Annotated in this window: 16 protein-coding genes; 11 read left to right on the top strand and 5 right to left on the bottom strand. The window is 35.8% G+C overall.

What is annotated here, in order from left to right; genetic code table 11:
- Positions 1 to 1,063, top strand: a 1,063-nt coding sequence (locus M0G43_RS10610; protein WP_248026145.1) for a T9SS type A sorting domain-containing protein, incomplete at its 5' end; no start/stop codon positions are given.
- Positions 1,064 to 1,092: 29 nt separating this feature from the next.
- On the opposite strand, the gene M0G43_RS10605 is transcribed toward M0G43_RS10610, so the two are convergent.
- From M0G43_RS10605 to M0G43_RS10585, 5 genes are all read right to left on the bottom strand, one after another.
- Entirely contained in the window at positions 1,093 to 1,467 is a 375-nt protein-coding gene (locus M0G43_RS10605; RefSeq protein ID WP_248026143.1) for a hypothetical protein, read from the bottom strand.
- A gap of 20 nt (positions 1,468 to 1,487) precedes the next feature.
- Complete coding sequence (locus M0G43_RS10600) at positions 1,488 to 2,687, bottom strand: alanine dehydrogenase (protein WP_248026140.1); 1,200 nt, start codon at positions 2,685 to 2,687, stop codon at positions 1,488 to 1,490.
- Between the two features lie 63 nt (positions 2,688 to 2,750).
- Positions 2,751 to 3,302 (bottom strand): hypothetical protein, encoded by a 552-nt coding sequence (locus M0G43_RS10595; protein ID WP_248026137.1) that lies wholly within the window; start codon positions 3,300 to 3,302, stop codon positions 2,751 to 2,753.
- Positions 3,303 to 3,552: 250 nt separating this feature from the next.
- A complete protein-coding gene (gene tsaE / locus M0G43_RS10590; RefSeq protein WP_248026135.1) occupies positions 3,553 to 4,017 on the bottom strand; it encodes a tRNA (adenosine(37)-N6)-threonylcarbamoyltransferase complex ATPase subunit type 1 TsaE in 465 nt (154 codons plus the stop codon).
- A 90-nt stretch (positions 4,018 to 4,107) separates the two neighbouring features.
- Entirely contained in the window at positions 4,108 to 5,661 is a 1,554-nt protein-coding gene (locus tag M0G43_RS10585; protein ID WP_248026125.1) for a bifunctional response regulator/alkaline phosphatase family protein, read from the bottom strand.
- A 36-nt stretch (positions 5,662 to 5,697) separates the two neighbouring features.
- Here M0G43_RS10585 and M0G43_RS10580 point away from each other — a divergent pair, with 36 nt between their 5' ends.
- From M0G43_RS10580 to M0G43_RS10535, 10 genes are all read left to right on the top strand, one after another.
- Positions 5,698 to 6,918, top strand: a complete 1,221-nt coding sequence (locus tag M0G43_RS10580) for an HD domain-containing protein (protein ID WP_248026122.1) — start codon at positions 5,698 to 5,700, stop codon at positions 6,916 to 6,918.
- Positions 6,919 to 7,038: 120 nt separating this feature from the next.
- Complete coding sequence (gene lpxD, locus M0G43_RS10575) at positions 7,039 to 8,067, top strand: UDP-3-O-(3-hydroxymyristoyl)glucosamine N-acyltransferase (protein WP_248026119.1); 1,029 nt, start codon at positions 7,039 to 7,041, stop codon at positions 8,065 to 8,067.
- Entirely contained in the window at positions 8,054 to 9,460 is a 1,407-nt protein-coding gene (locus tag M0G43_RS10570) for a bifunctional UDP-3-O-[3-hydroxymyristoyl] N-acetylglucosamine deacetylase/3-hydroxyacyl-ACP dehydratase (protein WP_248026106.1), read from the top strand. Before lpxD ends, M0G43_RS10570 begins: the two co-directional genes overlap by 14 nt.
- A 10-nt stretch (positions 9,461 to 9,470) precedes the next feature.
- Positions 9,471 to 10,256 carry an acyl-ACP--UDP-N-acetylglucosamine O-acyltransferase gene (gene lpxA, locus M0G43_RS10565; protein ID WP_248026103.1) on the top strand — a complete coding sequence of 262 codons (786 nt, stop codon included), beginning with the start codon at positions 9,471 to 9,473 and terminating at the stop codon, positions 10,254 to 10,256.
- Positions 10,257 to 10,366: 110 nt separating this feature from the next.
- Complete coding sequence (efp, locus tag M0G43_RS10560) at positions 10,367 to 10,933, top strand: elongation factor P (protein ID WP_248026098.1); 567 nt, start codon at positions 10,367 to 10,369, stop codon at positions 10,931 to 10,933.
- A 6-nt stretch (positions 10,934 to 10,939) separates the two neighbouring features.
- On the top strand, positions 10,940 to 11,875 hold the full coding sequence (locus M0G43_RS10555; RefSeq protein ID WP_248026095.1) for a UDP-3-O-(3-hydroxymyristoyl)glucosamine N-acyltransferase: 936 nt from the start codon (positions 10,940 to 10,942) through the stop codon (positions 11,873 to 11,875).
- Entirely contained in the window at positions 11,876 to 12,271 is a 396-nt protein-coding gene (locus M0G43_RS10550; protein ID WP_248026093.1) for a nuclear transport factor 2 family protein, read from the top strand.
- Positions 12,272 to 12,346: 75 nt separating this feature from the next.
- Positions 12,347 to 13,219 carry a succinate--CoA ligase subunit alpha gene (gene sucD / locus M0G43_RS10545; protein WP_248026092.1) on the top strand — a complete coding sequence of 291 codons (873 nt, stop codon included), beginning with the start codon at positions 12,347 to 12,349 and terminating at the stop codon, positions 13,217 to 13,219.
- A gap of 119 nt (positions 13,220 to 13,338) precedes the next feature.
- Positions 13,339 to 14,085 (top strand): 3-oxoacyl-[acyl-carrier-protein] reductase, encoded by a 747-nt coding sequence (fabG, locus tag M0G43_RS10540; RefSeq protein ID WP_248026089.1) that lies wholly within the window; start codon positions 13,339 to 13,341, stop codon positions 14,083 to 14,085.
- 48 nt (positions 14,086 to 14,133) lie between these two features.
- The gene (locus M0G43_RS10535) at positions 14,134 to 16,167 is read left to right on the top strand and encodes a VWA domain-containing protein (protein WP_248026081.1); all 2,034 of its coding nucleotides are present in this window, start codon (positions 14,134 to 14,136) and stop codon (positions 16,165 to 16,167) included.
- Position 16,168: the final 1 nt, after the last annotated feature.

Below are 16,168 nucleotides of genomic sequence, written 5' to 3'. Positions count from 1 at the left end.
CCAGTGGAGCAACGGGGCTAGCACGGCGAGCATCACCGTCAGCCCTACGGCCACCACGACCTATACGGTAACTGGCACCAACGGACAGGGCTGCCAGGCCACCGACAGTGTCACCGTCACGGTCGCCACCGCGAATGCTGTCACGGCCGATGCAGGACCGAATGTACATACTTGTGCTGGATACGGTGTTACTTTAACCGCTTCAGGAGGTGATACCTATTTATGGAGTACAGGAGAAACAACACAGTCCATATATGTTAATCCAAATAGTACAACAATGTATTCAGTGACGGCTTATATCGGTTCTAATTATGATACAGATAATGTTACCGTAATTGTACATCCAAATCCTCAAGTTAATATTACAAATGGATCTGACGTGACAATTCTTGAAGGAGAATTCGTTACACTTTCCGCAACAGGGGCAAATACTTATGAATGGAATAATGGGGCAACACAACCTAACATAGCCGTAAGTCCTAATGAAAATACTGTTTATTCAGTAAAAGGTTATGTAAATAATTGTTATGATTATAAAGAGGTAAGAGTTAATGTTGTACCTGAAGTAGTAGCATTTGTTGGTGAAAATCAAACAATTTGTTTAAATGAACAAGTAACACTTACTGCAAGTGGTGGAGAGGAGTATTTATGGAATACTGGTGAAACTACACAGAGTATTTCTGTGAGTCCTTCTGAAGATACTGAATATTCAGTGACAGTTTATAACGAACTAGATTACGACACAGCCGAAGTAATGGTATTTGTAAACGATTGTTCAAGCATTGAGGAACCCGAAGAGCCGGAAGCATATCAATTTTTGGTATATCCAAATCCAACTTCTGGAAATTTGAATATCCGCATATCTGGAATATTGACTGTGACTAATATTTCAATGTATGATTTATCAGGAAAGATGATATTTAATGAAATGATTTCTGAAGAAGATGGACGTTTTGGTATCGAACGGACTTTGGATTTATCAAACTACTCTAACGGGCTCTATCTTTTAAAGTTGACGGATAATCAAAAGACCATCACCAAGAAAATAGTTGTTAACAGATAAAATTTAAAATAGCTCGAGTGTACTTCGAGCTATTTTTTTACAGTGATATTTTCAATTATCGCTATTGAATCGCAATTTTTTACAAATAATTCCACCTTGTGTTCCTTAAAGGTATTGTTGATAAGATAGGTTTTGCAATCCTTCAATTTTGTATTGCTTCTGGAGAAGTCTACATCCCCAAACCTTACCAGGTTTGAAACAGTCAACGTATCTATTTCGTATATGGTCATTATTCTTTTAACCTCGTCAGAATACAATTTATTCTTATCGGCGATATTTTTAGTGGTTCTTGCATTTGGTCCATAGTCACAAGATGTTTTTTTTCCTTGTAAAAAAAAAGCTAGAATGATAAGCCCTACAGAAAACCCACCTAAATAATACCCAACACGGTTAATAAATTTCATTTAAAAAGTAACTTAATTGTTTAGAAAATCAAAAGATTGGCATCAGAATATTTAAGATCAAACCAATCGGCTATAGATTTACTAGTCAAAATTCCGTGATAAAAGTACAATCCATTTTTTAAACCTCTATCAAAACGTAGTGCATTTTCAATGCCACCATCTTCTGCAACCTTTAATAAGTATGGTGTAAATATATTGCTGATGGAAACTGAAGCAGAGCGTGAATAACGTGCAGGAATGTTGGGAACGCAATAATGAATGATACCATTATAATCGAAAGTGGGTCGATCATGGGTTGTGACGTCACTGGTTTCAAAACAACCACCCATGTCAATACTCACATCAATTACTACAGCTCCTGCCTTCATTGTATTAACCATATCTTCGGTAACTACAATGGGTGCTCTATTGGTGCCTCTTACAGCTCCAATAGCAACATCACATCGTTTAAGAGCTTTGATAAGATTTTTAGGCTGAAGCGTGGAAGTATATAAAGTTTGTCCAAGATTGGATTGAACTGTTCGAAGCTTACTAATATTATTGTCAAAAATCTTGACATTCGCTCCAAGTCCAATAGCTGAACGGGCTGCAAACTCCCCGACTGTACCCGCGCCTATAATTACAACTTCTGTAGGAGGTACTCCGCTGATATTTCCAAACATCAATCCATTTCCGCCGTTGATATTTGAGAGCAGCTCTGAAGCAATAAGAATGGAGGCGGTACCTGCAATTTCGCTTAACGCTCTTACCGCCGGATAAGCACCATCTTCATCTTTAATAAATTCAAATGCCAATGCCGTAATACGTTTAGAGGCTAATGCTTCAAAGTATTTTTTGTTTTGGGTTTTGAGTTGAAGTGCTGAAATTAGTAAGGTTTGTGGATTTATCAATTTGATTTCATCCAATGAAGGTGGTTCAACCTTTAAAATGATAGGGCAGGAAAAAACTTTGGCAGTATCTCTAGTGACCTCTGCTCCAGCATCACTGTATTGTTTATCTTTGAAATTAGCACCATCACCTGCACCAGATTCTATTAAAACCCTATGTCCATTTGTGACTAAAGCAGAGACCGCATCAGGAGTCAAACAAACTCGTTTTTCTTGAAAATAGGTCTCTTTAGGAATACCAATAAATAAATCGCCTCGTTTTTTGAAGATCTCCAACGTTTCTTCCTGCGGAATTAATTGTGCTTTGGTAAAAGGGGATAATTGTTTGCTCATTGAGATCAAATTGAGGACTCAAATTACAAATAATTATTCAATTGAAGTTATTGAAATATAAAATTAAAAATATTGTTTGACCTTACCCCAAAAGGTTGTTGGTTTAATCATAAACTCTTCTTCAAGTTCTTCAAATGTCTTGTTGGCATCATTAAGTTTATTGAAGACCCTTGCACGAATTAAATAAATGGATGGAACAATTAATGCCATTATAGGAACCATATATATTAAATCGAACTCGTCTAATGTTGTATCTTGTTTAATAGCAACGGCAATCTGATATACATACATAATTATTGGAACTAACAATGAATGATACCACCATTGACGACAAGTGAAAAACCAAATAATTAAAAAGATTAAGGGAACGACTTTGCCAGTTAACATCCACATGGCAGTTTTAGTGTTTTCAAAATACCCACTATTGTAAGTAAATAGAAAGGTGTCCCATACTTTTGATTCTGGAACATACTCGTATAAATAAAACAAAAAGGGAGATGTCGCTATAAAAATAGCCAACACACTCCCTAAAATAAATTGTTTTTTTAGAACTTTTTTATCCTCCCGCAGGGATTTTAATAGATGCTCTTTCAATTTGTGTTGTTCCTTGTCCATTTAGGTCAATTAAATTTGTAGCAGAAGCTGCAAATAACATTCCTCCGAACAAAGCAATCGCGACGATGTACTTTTTAGTTTTCATAATTCAAGGGATTTAATTAATTAATTATGATTCAAAAGTAACATTAACACCTTTACCTATTATTATAAGCAAATGTTAAAGTTTATTGAAACAGTCCTTGAATTGTTACGGTTTTTCCGTAAATCCTTTCGGAAAGCCTTTATTGGAGGGCTATTACTGATTTTTTCAGTTGATGCAGTTTTTTGCCATATTTTTATTAGTTAAGTCTATTTTATTATTCAATTTGAGGGTTCTAGTATAGTCGCTATTTAAAATAATTTCGATGATTTCCGCATTTTCTGGAAGTAAATTTGGTATCCTTTCTGGCCACTCAATAACTATCCAATGATTTGAAGACAAATAATCTTCAAAACCAAACTGTAAAGCTTCATCTTCATCTTTTATTCTATACATGTCAAAATGATACATCATATCATTTGGCAACTCATACTCATTTACTATTGAAAATGTCGGACTGCTTGCATCGTCATGGCTCCCAAGAATTTTTAAAAGTGCACTTACAAAAGTTGTTTTGCCAACTCCCATACTTCCAAAAAGAAGAATATTTTTTGAAGTTAAGGCATCCAAGACTTGTTTTGTAATTAATTCAATGTCACCAAGTTGATACTGAAACTCGACAGATTTATGCATTTCTAACATTTTCTGCGACAATAATAAGAATAAATTTTGAGAAAAACTAAAAAAATATGTATTTCAACGGATTTTTTTGCGTTTCAAGGATTATTTTGGATTCAAAACAACAAATGGAATGACCATTTCTTCCAATGAAACACCACCATGTTGATAGGTATTTCTATAATAACTTACATAATGGTTAAAGTTGTTGGGATAAGCCAAAAACAAATCTCCTTTCGCAAAAATAAACGAGCTACTCATTGTGATGGATGGCAAATGAATGGATTTTGGATCTTTTGCCACCAAAACATCTTTTTCTTCATAAGTGAGACTTCGTCCTGTCTTGTAACGAAGATTTAAGCTGGTGTCTCTATCTCCAATCACTTTTGAAGGATTCTTGACATTGATGGTTCCGTGATCGGTAGTAAGGATCAATTTAAATCCTAATTGTTGTGCTTGCTGAATCATCTCAAGTAGTGGTGAGTTCTTGAACCAACTCACAGTGAGGGAACGGTAAGCTTTGTCGTTTGATGCTAGTTCTTTCACTACTTCCATTTCTGTTTTGGAATGTGAGAGCATATCTACAAAATTATAGACTACAACCGTAAGGTTATTGTCTTTCAAAGATCTGAAATTCTCAACAAGCTTTTTCCCCTGTTTTAAGTTGGTTATTTTGTGGTATTCAGTCTTCAGATTTTGTAATCCTAACCGTTTTAGCTGGGCTTGTAAAAAGTCCTCTTCGTGCAGATTTTTTCCTCCGTCGTCAGTATCATTTTTCCAATATTGAGGATATTTCTTTTCCATATCACTTGGCATCAATCCTGAAAAAATAGCATTTCTTGCGTATTGTGTGGCTGTAGGTAGGATACTGTAAAATGGTTTTTCTGAAATCTTTTTGTAATAATTATTTACCACAGGCTCAAAGGCTTTCCATTGGTCATAACGCAAATTATCGATGACAATAAATAAAGTAGGCTGTTTATCGCTCAATTCTGGAACAACTTTATCTTTAAAAAGTTTATGCGACATCGTCGGAGCATCTGCGCCATCATCAAACCAGTCTTCATAATTTTTCTCAATAAATTTACCAAACTGAAGATTGGCTTCATTCTTTTGTGATTCGAGTATTTCGGTCATGCCAACATCTTCTATATCTTCAAGCTGCAATTCCCAATAGATGAGCTTTTGATACAATTCAGCCCATTCGTCATAACTGTTCACCATTGAAAGATCCATGGCTATTTTTCTGAATTCCTGTTGGTAATTTGAGGTGGTTTTTTCAGATACTAACCTAGAATGGTCAAGGTTTTTCTTCAGACTTAACAAAATTTGATTGGGATTAACAGGTTTTATCAAGTAATCAGCAATTTTATTTCCAATGGCTTCTTCCATGATATATTCTTCCTCACTTTTTGTAATCATCACCACAGGAAGGTTGGCACGTTTTTCCTTGATTTCATTTAGTGTTTCCAAACCTGTCAGTCCAGGCATATTTTCATCAAGAAACACAATGTCAAAATTGTTGTCATCAATCACTTCAATGGCTTCCGTGCCACTTTTACAGGTGGTAACCTTGTATTGTTTTTGTTCTAAAAAAAGAATATGAGGTTTTAGTAAATCAATTTCATCGTCAACCCAAAGAATATTTATAGTGTTCATGTATATTTGTTTAAAGTTTAATGTAAATTTTCTCGTTTGAAATCAAGTAACAAACTCAAAATATTTAACGACCCAATTTACGGATTTATTACCATTCCGAATGCATTGATTTTTGAACTGATTGAGCATCGATACTTTCAAAGATTGCGAAGAATTTCGCAAATGGGCATGTCCTATTTGGTGTATCCAGGAGCGCATCATACGCGTTTTCATCATGCACTTGGATGTATGCATTTGATGCAAAAAGCGGTCAATGTGCTTCGTTTTAAAGGAGTTGCGATTTCAGAAGATGAAGAAAATGCATTATACGTTGCTATTTTATTGCACGATATTGGTCATGGACCGTTCAGTCACGCCATGGAACATAGTATTGTAAATGGCGTTTCGCATGAGGCAATTTCGCTCAAATTTATGGAGCAATTAAACCTTGAATTTAACGGAAGTTTAACGCTTGCCATAGAAATTTTCAAGTGCAAATATCCTCGTAGATTTATGTGTCAATTGATATCTAGCCAATTGGATATGGACCGAGCCGATTATTTGAAGCGAGACAGTTTTTATACAGGTGTAGCAGAAGGAAATATCAATAGTGAACGTATTATCACGATGTTGAATGTTAAGAATGATGAGCTGGTAATTGAAGAAAAAGGTATTTATAGTGTAGAAAAATTCCTCGTTGCAAGACGATTGATGTATTGGCAAGTTTATTTGCACAAAACGAGCTTGGCAGCCGAACAACTTCTGATGCGAATGTTGAAGCGAGCCAAAGAATTGACCAAAAAAGGACAGAAGCTGCCTGCTAATACAGCACTCTCATATTTCCTCAATAATGACATTTCAGTTGAAAATTTCAACGAGCAAACTTTAGAAAAATTTTCGAAGTTGGATGATTATGATATCATTTCTGCAATGAAAGAATGGCAATCTTGTGAAGATTTTGTGTTGAAGAATCTCTCTGAAATGATTATCAATAGAGATTTGTTAAAGATAAAGTTGAAAAACAAAACCATTAAGCCTGAATCTAAAGAAAAACATCTTAAAAAGTTGATGGACAACTATAAGATTTCAAGATATGAAGCTGATTACTTTGTGTTTATGGGAGAAATTTCAAACCAAGCTTATCAGCACGACGCACAACAAATTAACATTCTACTTAAAACCGGAAAAATTCATGATATTGTGAAAGCTTCCGACCAATTGAACTTGAAAGCACTGTCAGAGCCAGTCACAAAGTATTATCTCTGCTACCCAAAGTGATATTTTGTTTTCATTGTAACAATTGATGCAACATACTCGTCCTGCATGCTAATAACATGCTGATAAACTAGTTTAGGTCAATCAACAAAATATGCGACATTTTTTCTATTTTTGCGTTTAATGAAATTTACAGCCACACAAATAGCAGGCATTCTGGAAGGTGATATTGTCGGAAATCCCGATGTTGAAGTTTCAAAACTGTCTAAAATTGAAGAAGGAACCGAGGGCTCTTTGACCTTTTTGGCAAATCCTAAATACAAATCTTACATCTATTCAACAAAAGCTTCCATTACGATAGTCAACAAGACATTTGAAGCAGAAAATGGACTTTCGACGACACTTATCAAGGTTGATGACGCATACAAATCCTTTTCAAAGTTATTGGAATATTACAATCAAATTAAGATGAATAAAAGTGGCATTGAGCAGCCTTCTTTTATTGCTGATTCGACAACACTTGGCGAGAATATTTATGTCGGTGCTTTCACTTACATCGGTGAAAATGTCAAAATAGGAGACAATGTCAAAATATTTCCAAACTGTTATATTGGAGATAATGTTACCATTAAAGAAAATACCATTCTGTTTGCAGGTGCAAAAGTGTACTCTGAGTGCATAGTTGGAGCCCATTGTGTTATCAATTCCGGTGCCATTATTGGTGCAGACGGATTTGGATTCACTCCAGATGAAAAGGGAGAATATTCCAAAGTTCCTCAAACAGGAAACGTCATTTTGGAAGATTATGTGGATATAGGGGCAGCGACTACTATTGATAGGGCCACTTTAGGATCAACAATTATTAGAAGAGGTGTTAAGCTGGATAATCAGATACAAATTGCACACAACGTTGAAATTGGAAGAAATACTGTAATTGCCGCACAAACAGGAGTTGCAGGTTCAACAAAAATAGGAGAAAGCTGTATTATTGGTGGTCAGGTCGGTATAGTGGGGCATATAACCATTGGAAATAATGTGAAGATTCAGGCTCAATCGGGTATTGGTAGAAACGTAAAAGATAATGAGGTGTTGCAAGGTTCACCAGCATTGGCATATGGCGATTTCAATAAGTCATATGTCTATTTTAAGAATCTTCCAAAAATTATGAGAGAAATAAATGAAATTGATAAAAAAGTAAATGGCAATAGTTAAAACAGAAATAAAGCAGAGGACCATAAAAAATGATGTGTCCTTGACAGGTGTTGGTTTGCACACAGGCAAGAATGTAACCTTAACATTTAAGCCGGCTCCGGAAAATTTTGGGTTTGCCTTTAAACGAATAGACTTGGAAGGAAGTCCTGTGATTGAAGCTGATGCAAATTTTGTGACCAATACACAACGGGGCACTTGTCTGGAAAAAAATGGTGTGACCATTCAAACTTCTGAACATGTATTGGCCGCCTTGGTAGGAATGGATATTGACAATGCTGTTATTGAGTTGGATGCTTCAGAGCCACCAATTATGGATGGTTCTTCCAAATTTTTTGTCGAAGCACTTCAAAAAGCTGGAATTGAAGAACAAAAAGAGTTTAGAGAAGAGTATGTAGTTACAGATGTGGTATCTTATATTGACGAAGATTCAGGAAGTGAAATTGTCATCATGCCTGCAAAAGAATATCAGGTGACCACAATGGTCGATTTTGGTACTAAAGTGTTAGGAACACAAAATGCCACATTAAACCATATTGGAGATTTCAAAGAAGATATTTCAAATGCTAGGACTTTCAGCTTTTTGCATGAAATTGAGATGCTTTTGGAGAATGGTTTGATAAAAGGCGGTGACTTAAACAATGCCATTGTATATGTTGATAAGGAATTGTCACCCGAAACCATGGAAAAGTTGAGAGTGGCTTTCAAAAAAGATTCCATTGCTGTAAAACCAAACGGTATTCTCGATAATTTGACGCTTCATTATCCAAATGAGGCTGCAAGACACAAACTACTGGATGTCATAGGAGACTTGTCATTGGTTGGTGTGCGACTTAAAGGAAAAGTCATTGCCAACAAGCCAGGCCATTATATCAATACGCAGTTCGCGAAAAAAATGTCAAAACTCATCAAGAATGAGCGACGCAACAATGTTCCTAATATCGATTTGAATCAAGAGCCATTGATGGACGTGAACAAAATCATGGAGATGCTGCCACATAGACAACCATTTTTATTGATTGATAAAATCTTTGAACTTACAGATTCTGGTGTTATAGGTATGAAGAACGTCACCATGAATGAACCGTTTTTCGCAGGACATTTTCCAGGAGCACCAGTTATGCCAGGCGTTTTAATTGTAGAAGCAATGGCGCAAACAGGTGGAATTTTGGTTTTGAGCACTGTTCCAGATCCAGAAAATTATCTGACATTTTTTATGAAGATAGATAATGTTAAATTCAAACAGAAGGTAGTTCCAGGTGATACCCTAATTTTTAAATGTGACTTAATTACACCTATACGTCGTGGTATTTGCCATATGCAAGGATATGCGTATGCCAATGGAAAACTATGTGCAGAAGCTGAATTAATGGCGCAAATTTCAAAAGTAAAATAATCAAGAAGAAATGAATCAACCATTAGCTTACGTGCATCCAGGTGCTAAAATTGCAAAGAATGTCGTTATAGAACCTTTCACAACTATTTATAACAATGTGACAATTGGTGAAGGAACATGGATAGGCAGTAACGTCACAATTATGGAAGGTGCTCGTATTGGGAAAAATTGCAATATTTTTCCTGGTTCAGTTATTTCGGCAGTTCCACAGGATCTTAAATATAATGATGAAGATACCACTACTGAAATTGGCGACAATGTGACCATTAGAGAATGTGTTACTATCAATAGAGGTACGACTGATAGAATGAAAACCGTCATTGGAAACAATTGCCTAATTATGGCCTATTGTCATGTAGCACACGACTGTATCGTTGGAAACAACTGCATTTTTTCAAACAATAGCACACTTGCAGGGCATATCACGGTTGGCGACTACGTTGTATTGGCGGGAATGACAGCAGTGCATCAATTTTGTTCCATTGGAAATCATGCATTTGTAACTGGTGGATCCTTGGTTCGTAAAGATGTTCCACCTTATGTGAAGGCAGCACGTGAGCCTTTATCCTATGTTGGAATCAATTCCGTAGGATTAAGACGAAGAGGATTTTCATCTGAAAAAATCAGAGAGGTACAAGACATCTATCGTATTCTTTATCAAAAAAATTACAATAATACCCAAGCTTCAGAAATTATCGAAGCCGAAATGGAAGCAACTCCAGAGCGTGATGAAATTCTTCAATTCATCAAAAATTCTCATAGAGGAATTATGAAAGGATATTTTAAATCAAATTGAATTTTGAATACTAAAAAATAAATAAATACTGTCACTTCGAGAGGAGTCGAGAAGCGATTGAAAAACTAAATATTAACAAATAAAAGAAACCCACTTTCGTGGGCAATATTATGGCAAGTACATCAGACATTAGAAACGGATTATGCATCAGATATAATAATGATATTTATAAAATTATCGAGTTTTTACACGTTAAACCAGGAAAAGGTCCTGCGTTCGTAAGAACAAAAATGAAAAGTGTGACCAACGGAAAAGTATTGGATAATACATTTTCTGCTGGACACAAAATTGAAGATGTAAGGGTAGAAACACATAAGTTTCAATTTTTGTACAATGATGGTGAGTTTTACCATTTTATGAATACAGAAGATTATACTCAAATTCGTTTAACAGAAGCTGCGTTGGACCGTCCAGACTTAATGAAAGAAGGTGAGGTAGTAACTATTTTAATCAATACTGAAGATAATATGCCTCTTTCAGTTGAGATGCCTGCAACGGTTATTTTGGAAGTAACTGCTACAGAACCAGGAGTTAAAGGTAATACAGCAACGAATGCTACAAAGCCAGCTACTGTAGAAACTGGAGCAGAAGTCAATGTGCCTTTGTTTATTAACGAAGGAGACAAGATTAAAATTGAGACAGAAAAGGGTACTTACAAAGAGCGAATTAAAGAATAATTTCAATTGAAATTTCCTCAACCATATACTTTAAAGCAAATTTCAGAACTCATCGAAACCACTTATGTTGGTGCTGATGATTTTCCTGTGCTTGGAATGAATGAAATTCACGTAGTAGAGGCGGGTGATATTGTTTTTGTTGATCATCCTAAATATTACGATAAGGCTTTAAATTCAGCAGCAACCATTGTTTTAATTAACAAAGAAGTGGAATGCCCAGAAGGTAAAGCATTACTGATAAGTGACGATCCTTTTAGGGATTTCAATAAACTGACAAAACATTTCAAACCTTTTCAATCTTCGAGTTCATCTATTTCTAATTCAGCTAAAATTGGCAAGAATACCATCATTCAGCCTAATTGCTTTATTGGCAACAATGTAACCATAGGTGAAAATTGTGTTATTCATTCAAATGTGAGTGTTTATGATGATTCAATTATTGGTAACAACGTCACCATTCATGCAGGAACTGTTCTTGGAGCAAGTGCCTTTTACTATAAAAAACGTCCTGAAGGATTTGACCAATTAATTTCCGGTGGAAGAGTGGTTATAAAAGATAATGTTGATATTGGTGCGCTTTGTACAATTGATAGAGGCGTCACGGGTGATACTACTATTGGTGAAGGCTCGAAATTGGATAATCAAATTCAAGTGGGACATGATACCATTATTGGTAAAAAATGCTTGATTGCTTCGCAAACAGGCATTGCTGGCTGTGTTGTAATTGAAGACGAGGTCACACTTTGGGGCCAAGTGGGCGTAAAAAGTGGAATTACCATTGCCAAGGGTACGGTTTTGTATGCACAATCTGGATTAGGTCATTCTACGGAAGAAAACAAAACCTATTTTGGCTCACCAGCCGAGGATGCACGTGAGAAGTTCAAGGAAATGGCCTATATCAAAAGAATTCCAGAACTCATAGAAAAATTAAAAAACCTTTAAATGTCTGCCAAAAAAATCATCAAACAATTTTATAATCTAGACCTGGCAAAAGATGACAATGCGATGTCTTTTTTTCATAAGGATTGTAAGTTATATTGGAATAGCAGTAAAGGATTCAATGCTTTAGATTATGACGGCATCGAAGCTATGCTGCAAAATATTCAAAAAGCATATCTGTCTTTTAAGTATAAATTGAGTCACTTACTCGAAGAGGGTAAATCCGTTACAGCACGATATACCATTTATGTCACTCCTATTGAAAACCCTGATGAAGAACAGCCTTTAGCCCATTTTATCTCGATTTGGGAAATAAAAAAGGGGAAATTATTTAAAGGCTACGAAATAAGTCAATTGGCTGATGAAGATCCAGCAAGTCTGAAATCATTTTTAAAATAAGACAATCAATTCATAAATAACCCTCAAAAAACCTTATTTTTGTGGCGTTTTAAAATCATAAATTAAACCAATACAATGAGTGTTTTAGTAAACAAGAATTCAAAAATTATAGTGCAAGGTTTTACAGGTAGCGAAGGAACATTCCATGCGACACAAATGATAGAATATGGCACCAACGTTGTGGGTGGCGTAACTCCAGGAAAAGGAGGTCAAACACACCTAGACAGACCTGTTTTCAATACAGTGAAGGATGCTGTGGAAAAAGCTGGAGCAGACACATCTATATTGTTTGTTCCACCGGCTTTCGCTGCTGATGCCATTATGGAGGCTGCAGACGCTGGGATTAAAGTAATTATTTGTATTACTGAAGGAATTCCTGTTGCTGATATGATTAAAGCCGCAGATTATATTAAAGATAAAGATTGTCGTTTGATTGGGCCTAACTGTCCAGGTGTTATCACTCCAGGTGAGGCCAAAGTTGGAATTATGCCTGGTTTTGTATTCAAAAAAGGAAAAGTTGGTATCGTTTCAAAATCTGGAACGTTGACATACGAAGCTGCAGACCAAGTGGTAAAACAAGGTTTGGGCATTACGACAGCAATTGGTATTGGTGGCGACCCAATTATTGGAACTACTACAAAACAAGCCGTTGAATTGTTGATCAATGATCCAGAAACTGAAGCTGTTGTGATGATTGGAGAGATCGGTGGTCAATTGGAAGCTGATGCAGCAAAATGGTATAAAAACAGTGGAAGCAAAAAACCTATCATCGGATTTATAGCTGGTGAAACCGCTCCTGCAGGACGTACTATGGGACACGCAGGCGCAATTGTGGGTGGAAGTGATGATACTGCACAGGCGAAAAAGAAAATTATGCGCGAATGCGGCATTCACGTAGTTGATTCTCCTGCCGAAATCGGTAAAAAAGTAAAAGAAGTTTTGGGATAAACCAAACTAAATAATACCTATAAAACCTCATAAATTCATCATAATTTTATGAGGTTTTTTATTTCATACAACTTGTTATTATTATATTTGGTCAACAACTAATCTTATAACTATTTCAAATGAAACTATTAGAAGGAAAAACAGCAATCGTCACAGGTGCTTCTCGCGGAATTGGAAAAGGAATTGCAGAAGTTTTTGCTCAACACGGAGCGAACGTGGCATTTACATATAGCTCATCTGTTGAATCGGCAAATGCACTTGAAAAAGAATTGAATGATTTAGGGGTCAAAGCAAAAGGTTATCAGAGTAATGCTGCCGATTTTAATGAAGCACAACAATTGGCTGACGCTGTTGTTGAAGAATTCGGAAGTATTGATATTTTGGTGAACAATGCAGGTATTACTAAAGATAACCTCTTGATGCGAATTACAGAAGAAGATTTTGATAAGGTTATTGAAGTCAATTTGAAGTCAGTTTTTAATATGACCAAAGCCGTTCAAAGAACAATGCTGAAACAGCGTAAAGGTTCTATCATCAATATGAGTTCGGTGGTTGGTGTAAAAGGAAATGCAGGACAAACCAACTATGCAGCATCAAAAGCTGGAATTATCGGTTTTTCTAAATCTGTGGCATTGGAGTTGGGTTCAAGAAACATCCGAAGCAACGTCATTGCACCAGGTTTTATAGAAACTGAAATGACTGCAAAACTGGATGAAGCAACCGTTAAAGGATGGAGAGATGCCATCCCATTAAAACGAGGAGGCACTCCAGAGGATATTGCTAATGTATGCGTGTTCTTGGCGAGCGATATGAGTGCGTATGTTACAGGACAGACATTGAATGTGGATGGTGGTATGCTGACATAGTATGCAGTGTTCAGTATTCAGTAGGCAGGCAAAACTCTTAATTAGTTAATGCAAAAAGAAACGGTTTTATATATCATATTAGCTGGAATTATAGCGCTATCATTAGCGCTTTTTCAGTATATATATAAGTCCAAAAAAAGATCAACAATCTATATGTTGCTCGCTTTTTTGAGATTTGTGACAATATTTTCCGTGTTGCTGTTGCTCATCAATCCCAAATTCGACAAAATCACTTACTACAATGAAAAGCCAAATCTTGTTATTGCGGTTGATAATTCTGAATCCATAAGCTATCTGAAACAAGATTCAAAAGTTAAGACACTACTGCAAAATTTAAGATCGAATGATCAGTTGAATGAGCGGTTCAATTTGGAGGTTTACACGTTCGGGAAGGAAGTCAATGCCAATGATTCATTGACTTTTAACGAAAAACAATCAAATCCATCATTGCTATTTGAACGTTTGTCTCAAGTGTTTGCTAATTCTACTTCGCCAACGTTGCTGGTATCCGATGGAAATCAAACCTATGGAAATGATTACGAATATGCAACCAGCAAGTTCAAACAGCCTATTTTTCCTGTGATTTTAGGAGACACAACACAGTATCTGGATTTGAAAATCCAGCAGTTGAACGTCAATAAATATGCTTATTTAAAAAATAAATTTCCTGTGGAAATCATAACTGTTTACTCTGGAACCGAAAATGTCAATTCTGAATTGAGAGTTTCATCAGGTAATGCGACCGTCTATTCCGAAAAAGTAAATTTCAGCAAAGAAAATGCTTCAAAGGTTTTCAATTTGACCTTGCCAGCCGATAGAGTTGGAGTGAGCAGTTACAAGGCAGAAATTGTTGCCATCGAAAGTGAGAAAAATATTGCAAATAATGTCAAGAATTTCGCAGTTGAAGTTATTGACCAAAAGACAAGTGTGGCCATAGTTTCAGATGTACTTCACCCAGATTTGGGAGCATTAAAAAAGTCAATTGAAAGTAATGAACAACGACAAGCCACGATTTTAAAACCCAATGATTTTTTAAATCAATCAAATGATTTTCAATTGGTTATTTTATATCAACCAAACAACAACTTTAAAACAGTTTATGAAGAAGTTGAAAAGTTAAGATTGAACAAATTTACCATTGTTGGAGCTCAAACTAATTGGTCGGCACTCAACGGTTTTCAAAATTTATACACTCAAACAATAACAAATCAAACGGAAGAATTTCAACCAATTCTTAACATCAATTATTCGCCATTTATCATCGATGATTTGGATTTTAGTGATTTTCCACCTTTAAAATCAGAATTTGGTGTCACTAAATTCAAAGTTCCAACGGAAACCATTTTGTTTAAATCAGTCAATGGAACACAACTGAATGAACCATTACTACTATCGTTTGAAGCGAATGATAGGAGAGAGGCCTTACTTTTAGGTGAAGGTATCTGGAGATGGCGCGCACAAACGTACTTGGATACCAAATCGTTTGCCAGCTTTGATGATTTTATGGGGAAACTCGTTCAATATTTGAGTTCAAACCAAAAGAAAACGCGTCTGAATGTCGTCTACGAATCATTCTACAACGGAAACGATGACGTACAGATAAGTGCGCAGTATTTCAACAAAAATTATGAGTTTGATAAAAGTGCTACACTTAATATCACTCTCAAAAACAAGGAGACTGAAGCTACAAGAACATTTCCTTTTATTCTGAAAAACAATAGTTACGAAGTTGATTTAAGCGGATTGCCTTCTGGTGATTATGCGTTTACAGTGTCAGTCAAAAATGAAAACGTTTCAAATTCTGGTGAGATTAAGATTTTGGATTATAATGTTGAGCAACAATTTTTGAATGCCAATGTAACAAAACTTCAAAGCCTTGCGACCAATAGTCAAGGAAAGCCTTATTTTATAAATGAAAGTGATGACATCATCAATGAACTGATAAGTGATGAGCGCTTTGTGACCATTCAAAAAAGTAGTAAAAATGTCGTACCTTTAATCGATTGGAAATTTTTACTTGCCGTTATCGTTTTGTGCCTTTCTCTGGAATGGTTTATCAGAAAATACAACGGATTAATTTAAC

The sequence above is a fragment of the Subsaxibacter sp. CAU 1640 genome, from assembly GCF_023156585.1.
Taxonomy (GTDB): Bacteria; Bacteroidota; Bacteroidia; order Flavobacteriales; family Flavobacteriaceae; genus JBPOFM01.
This window is presented reverse-complemented; position numbering and strand designations above follow the sequence as displayed.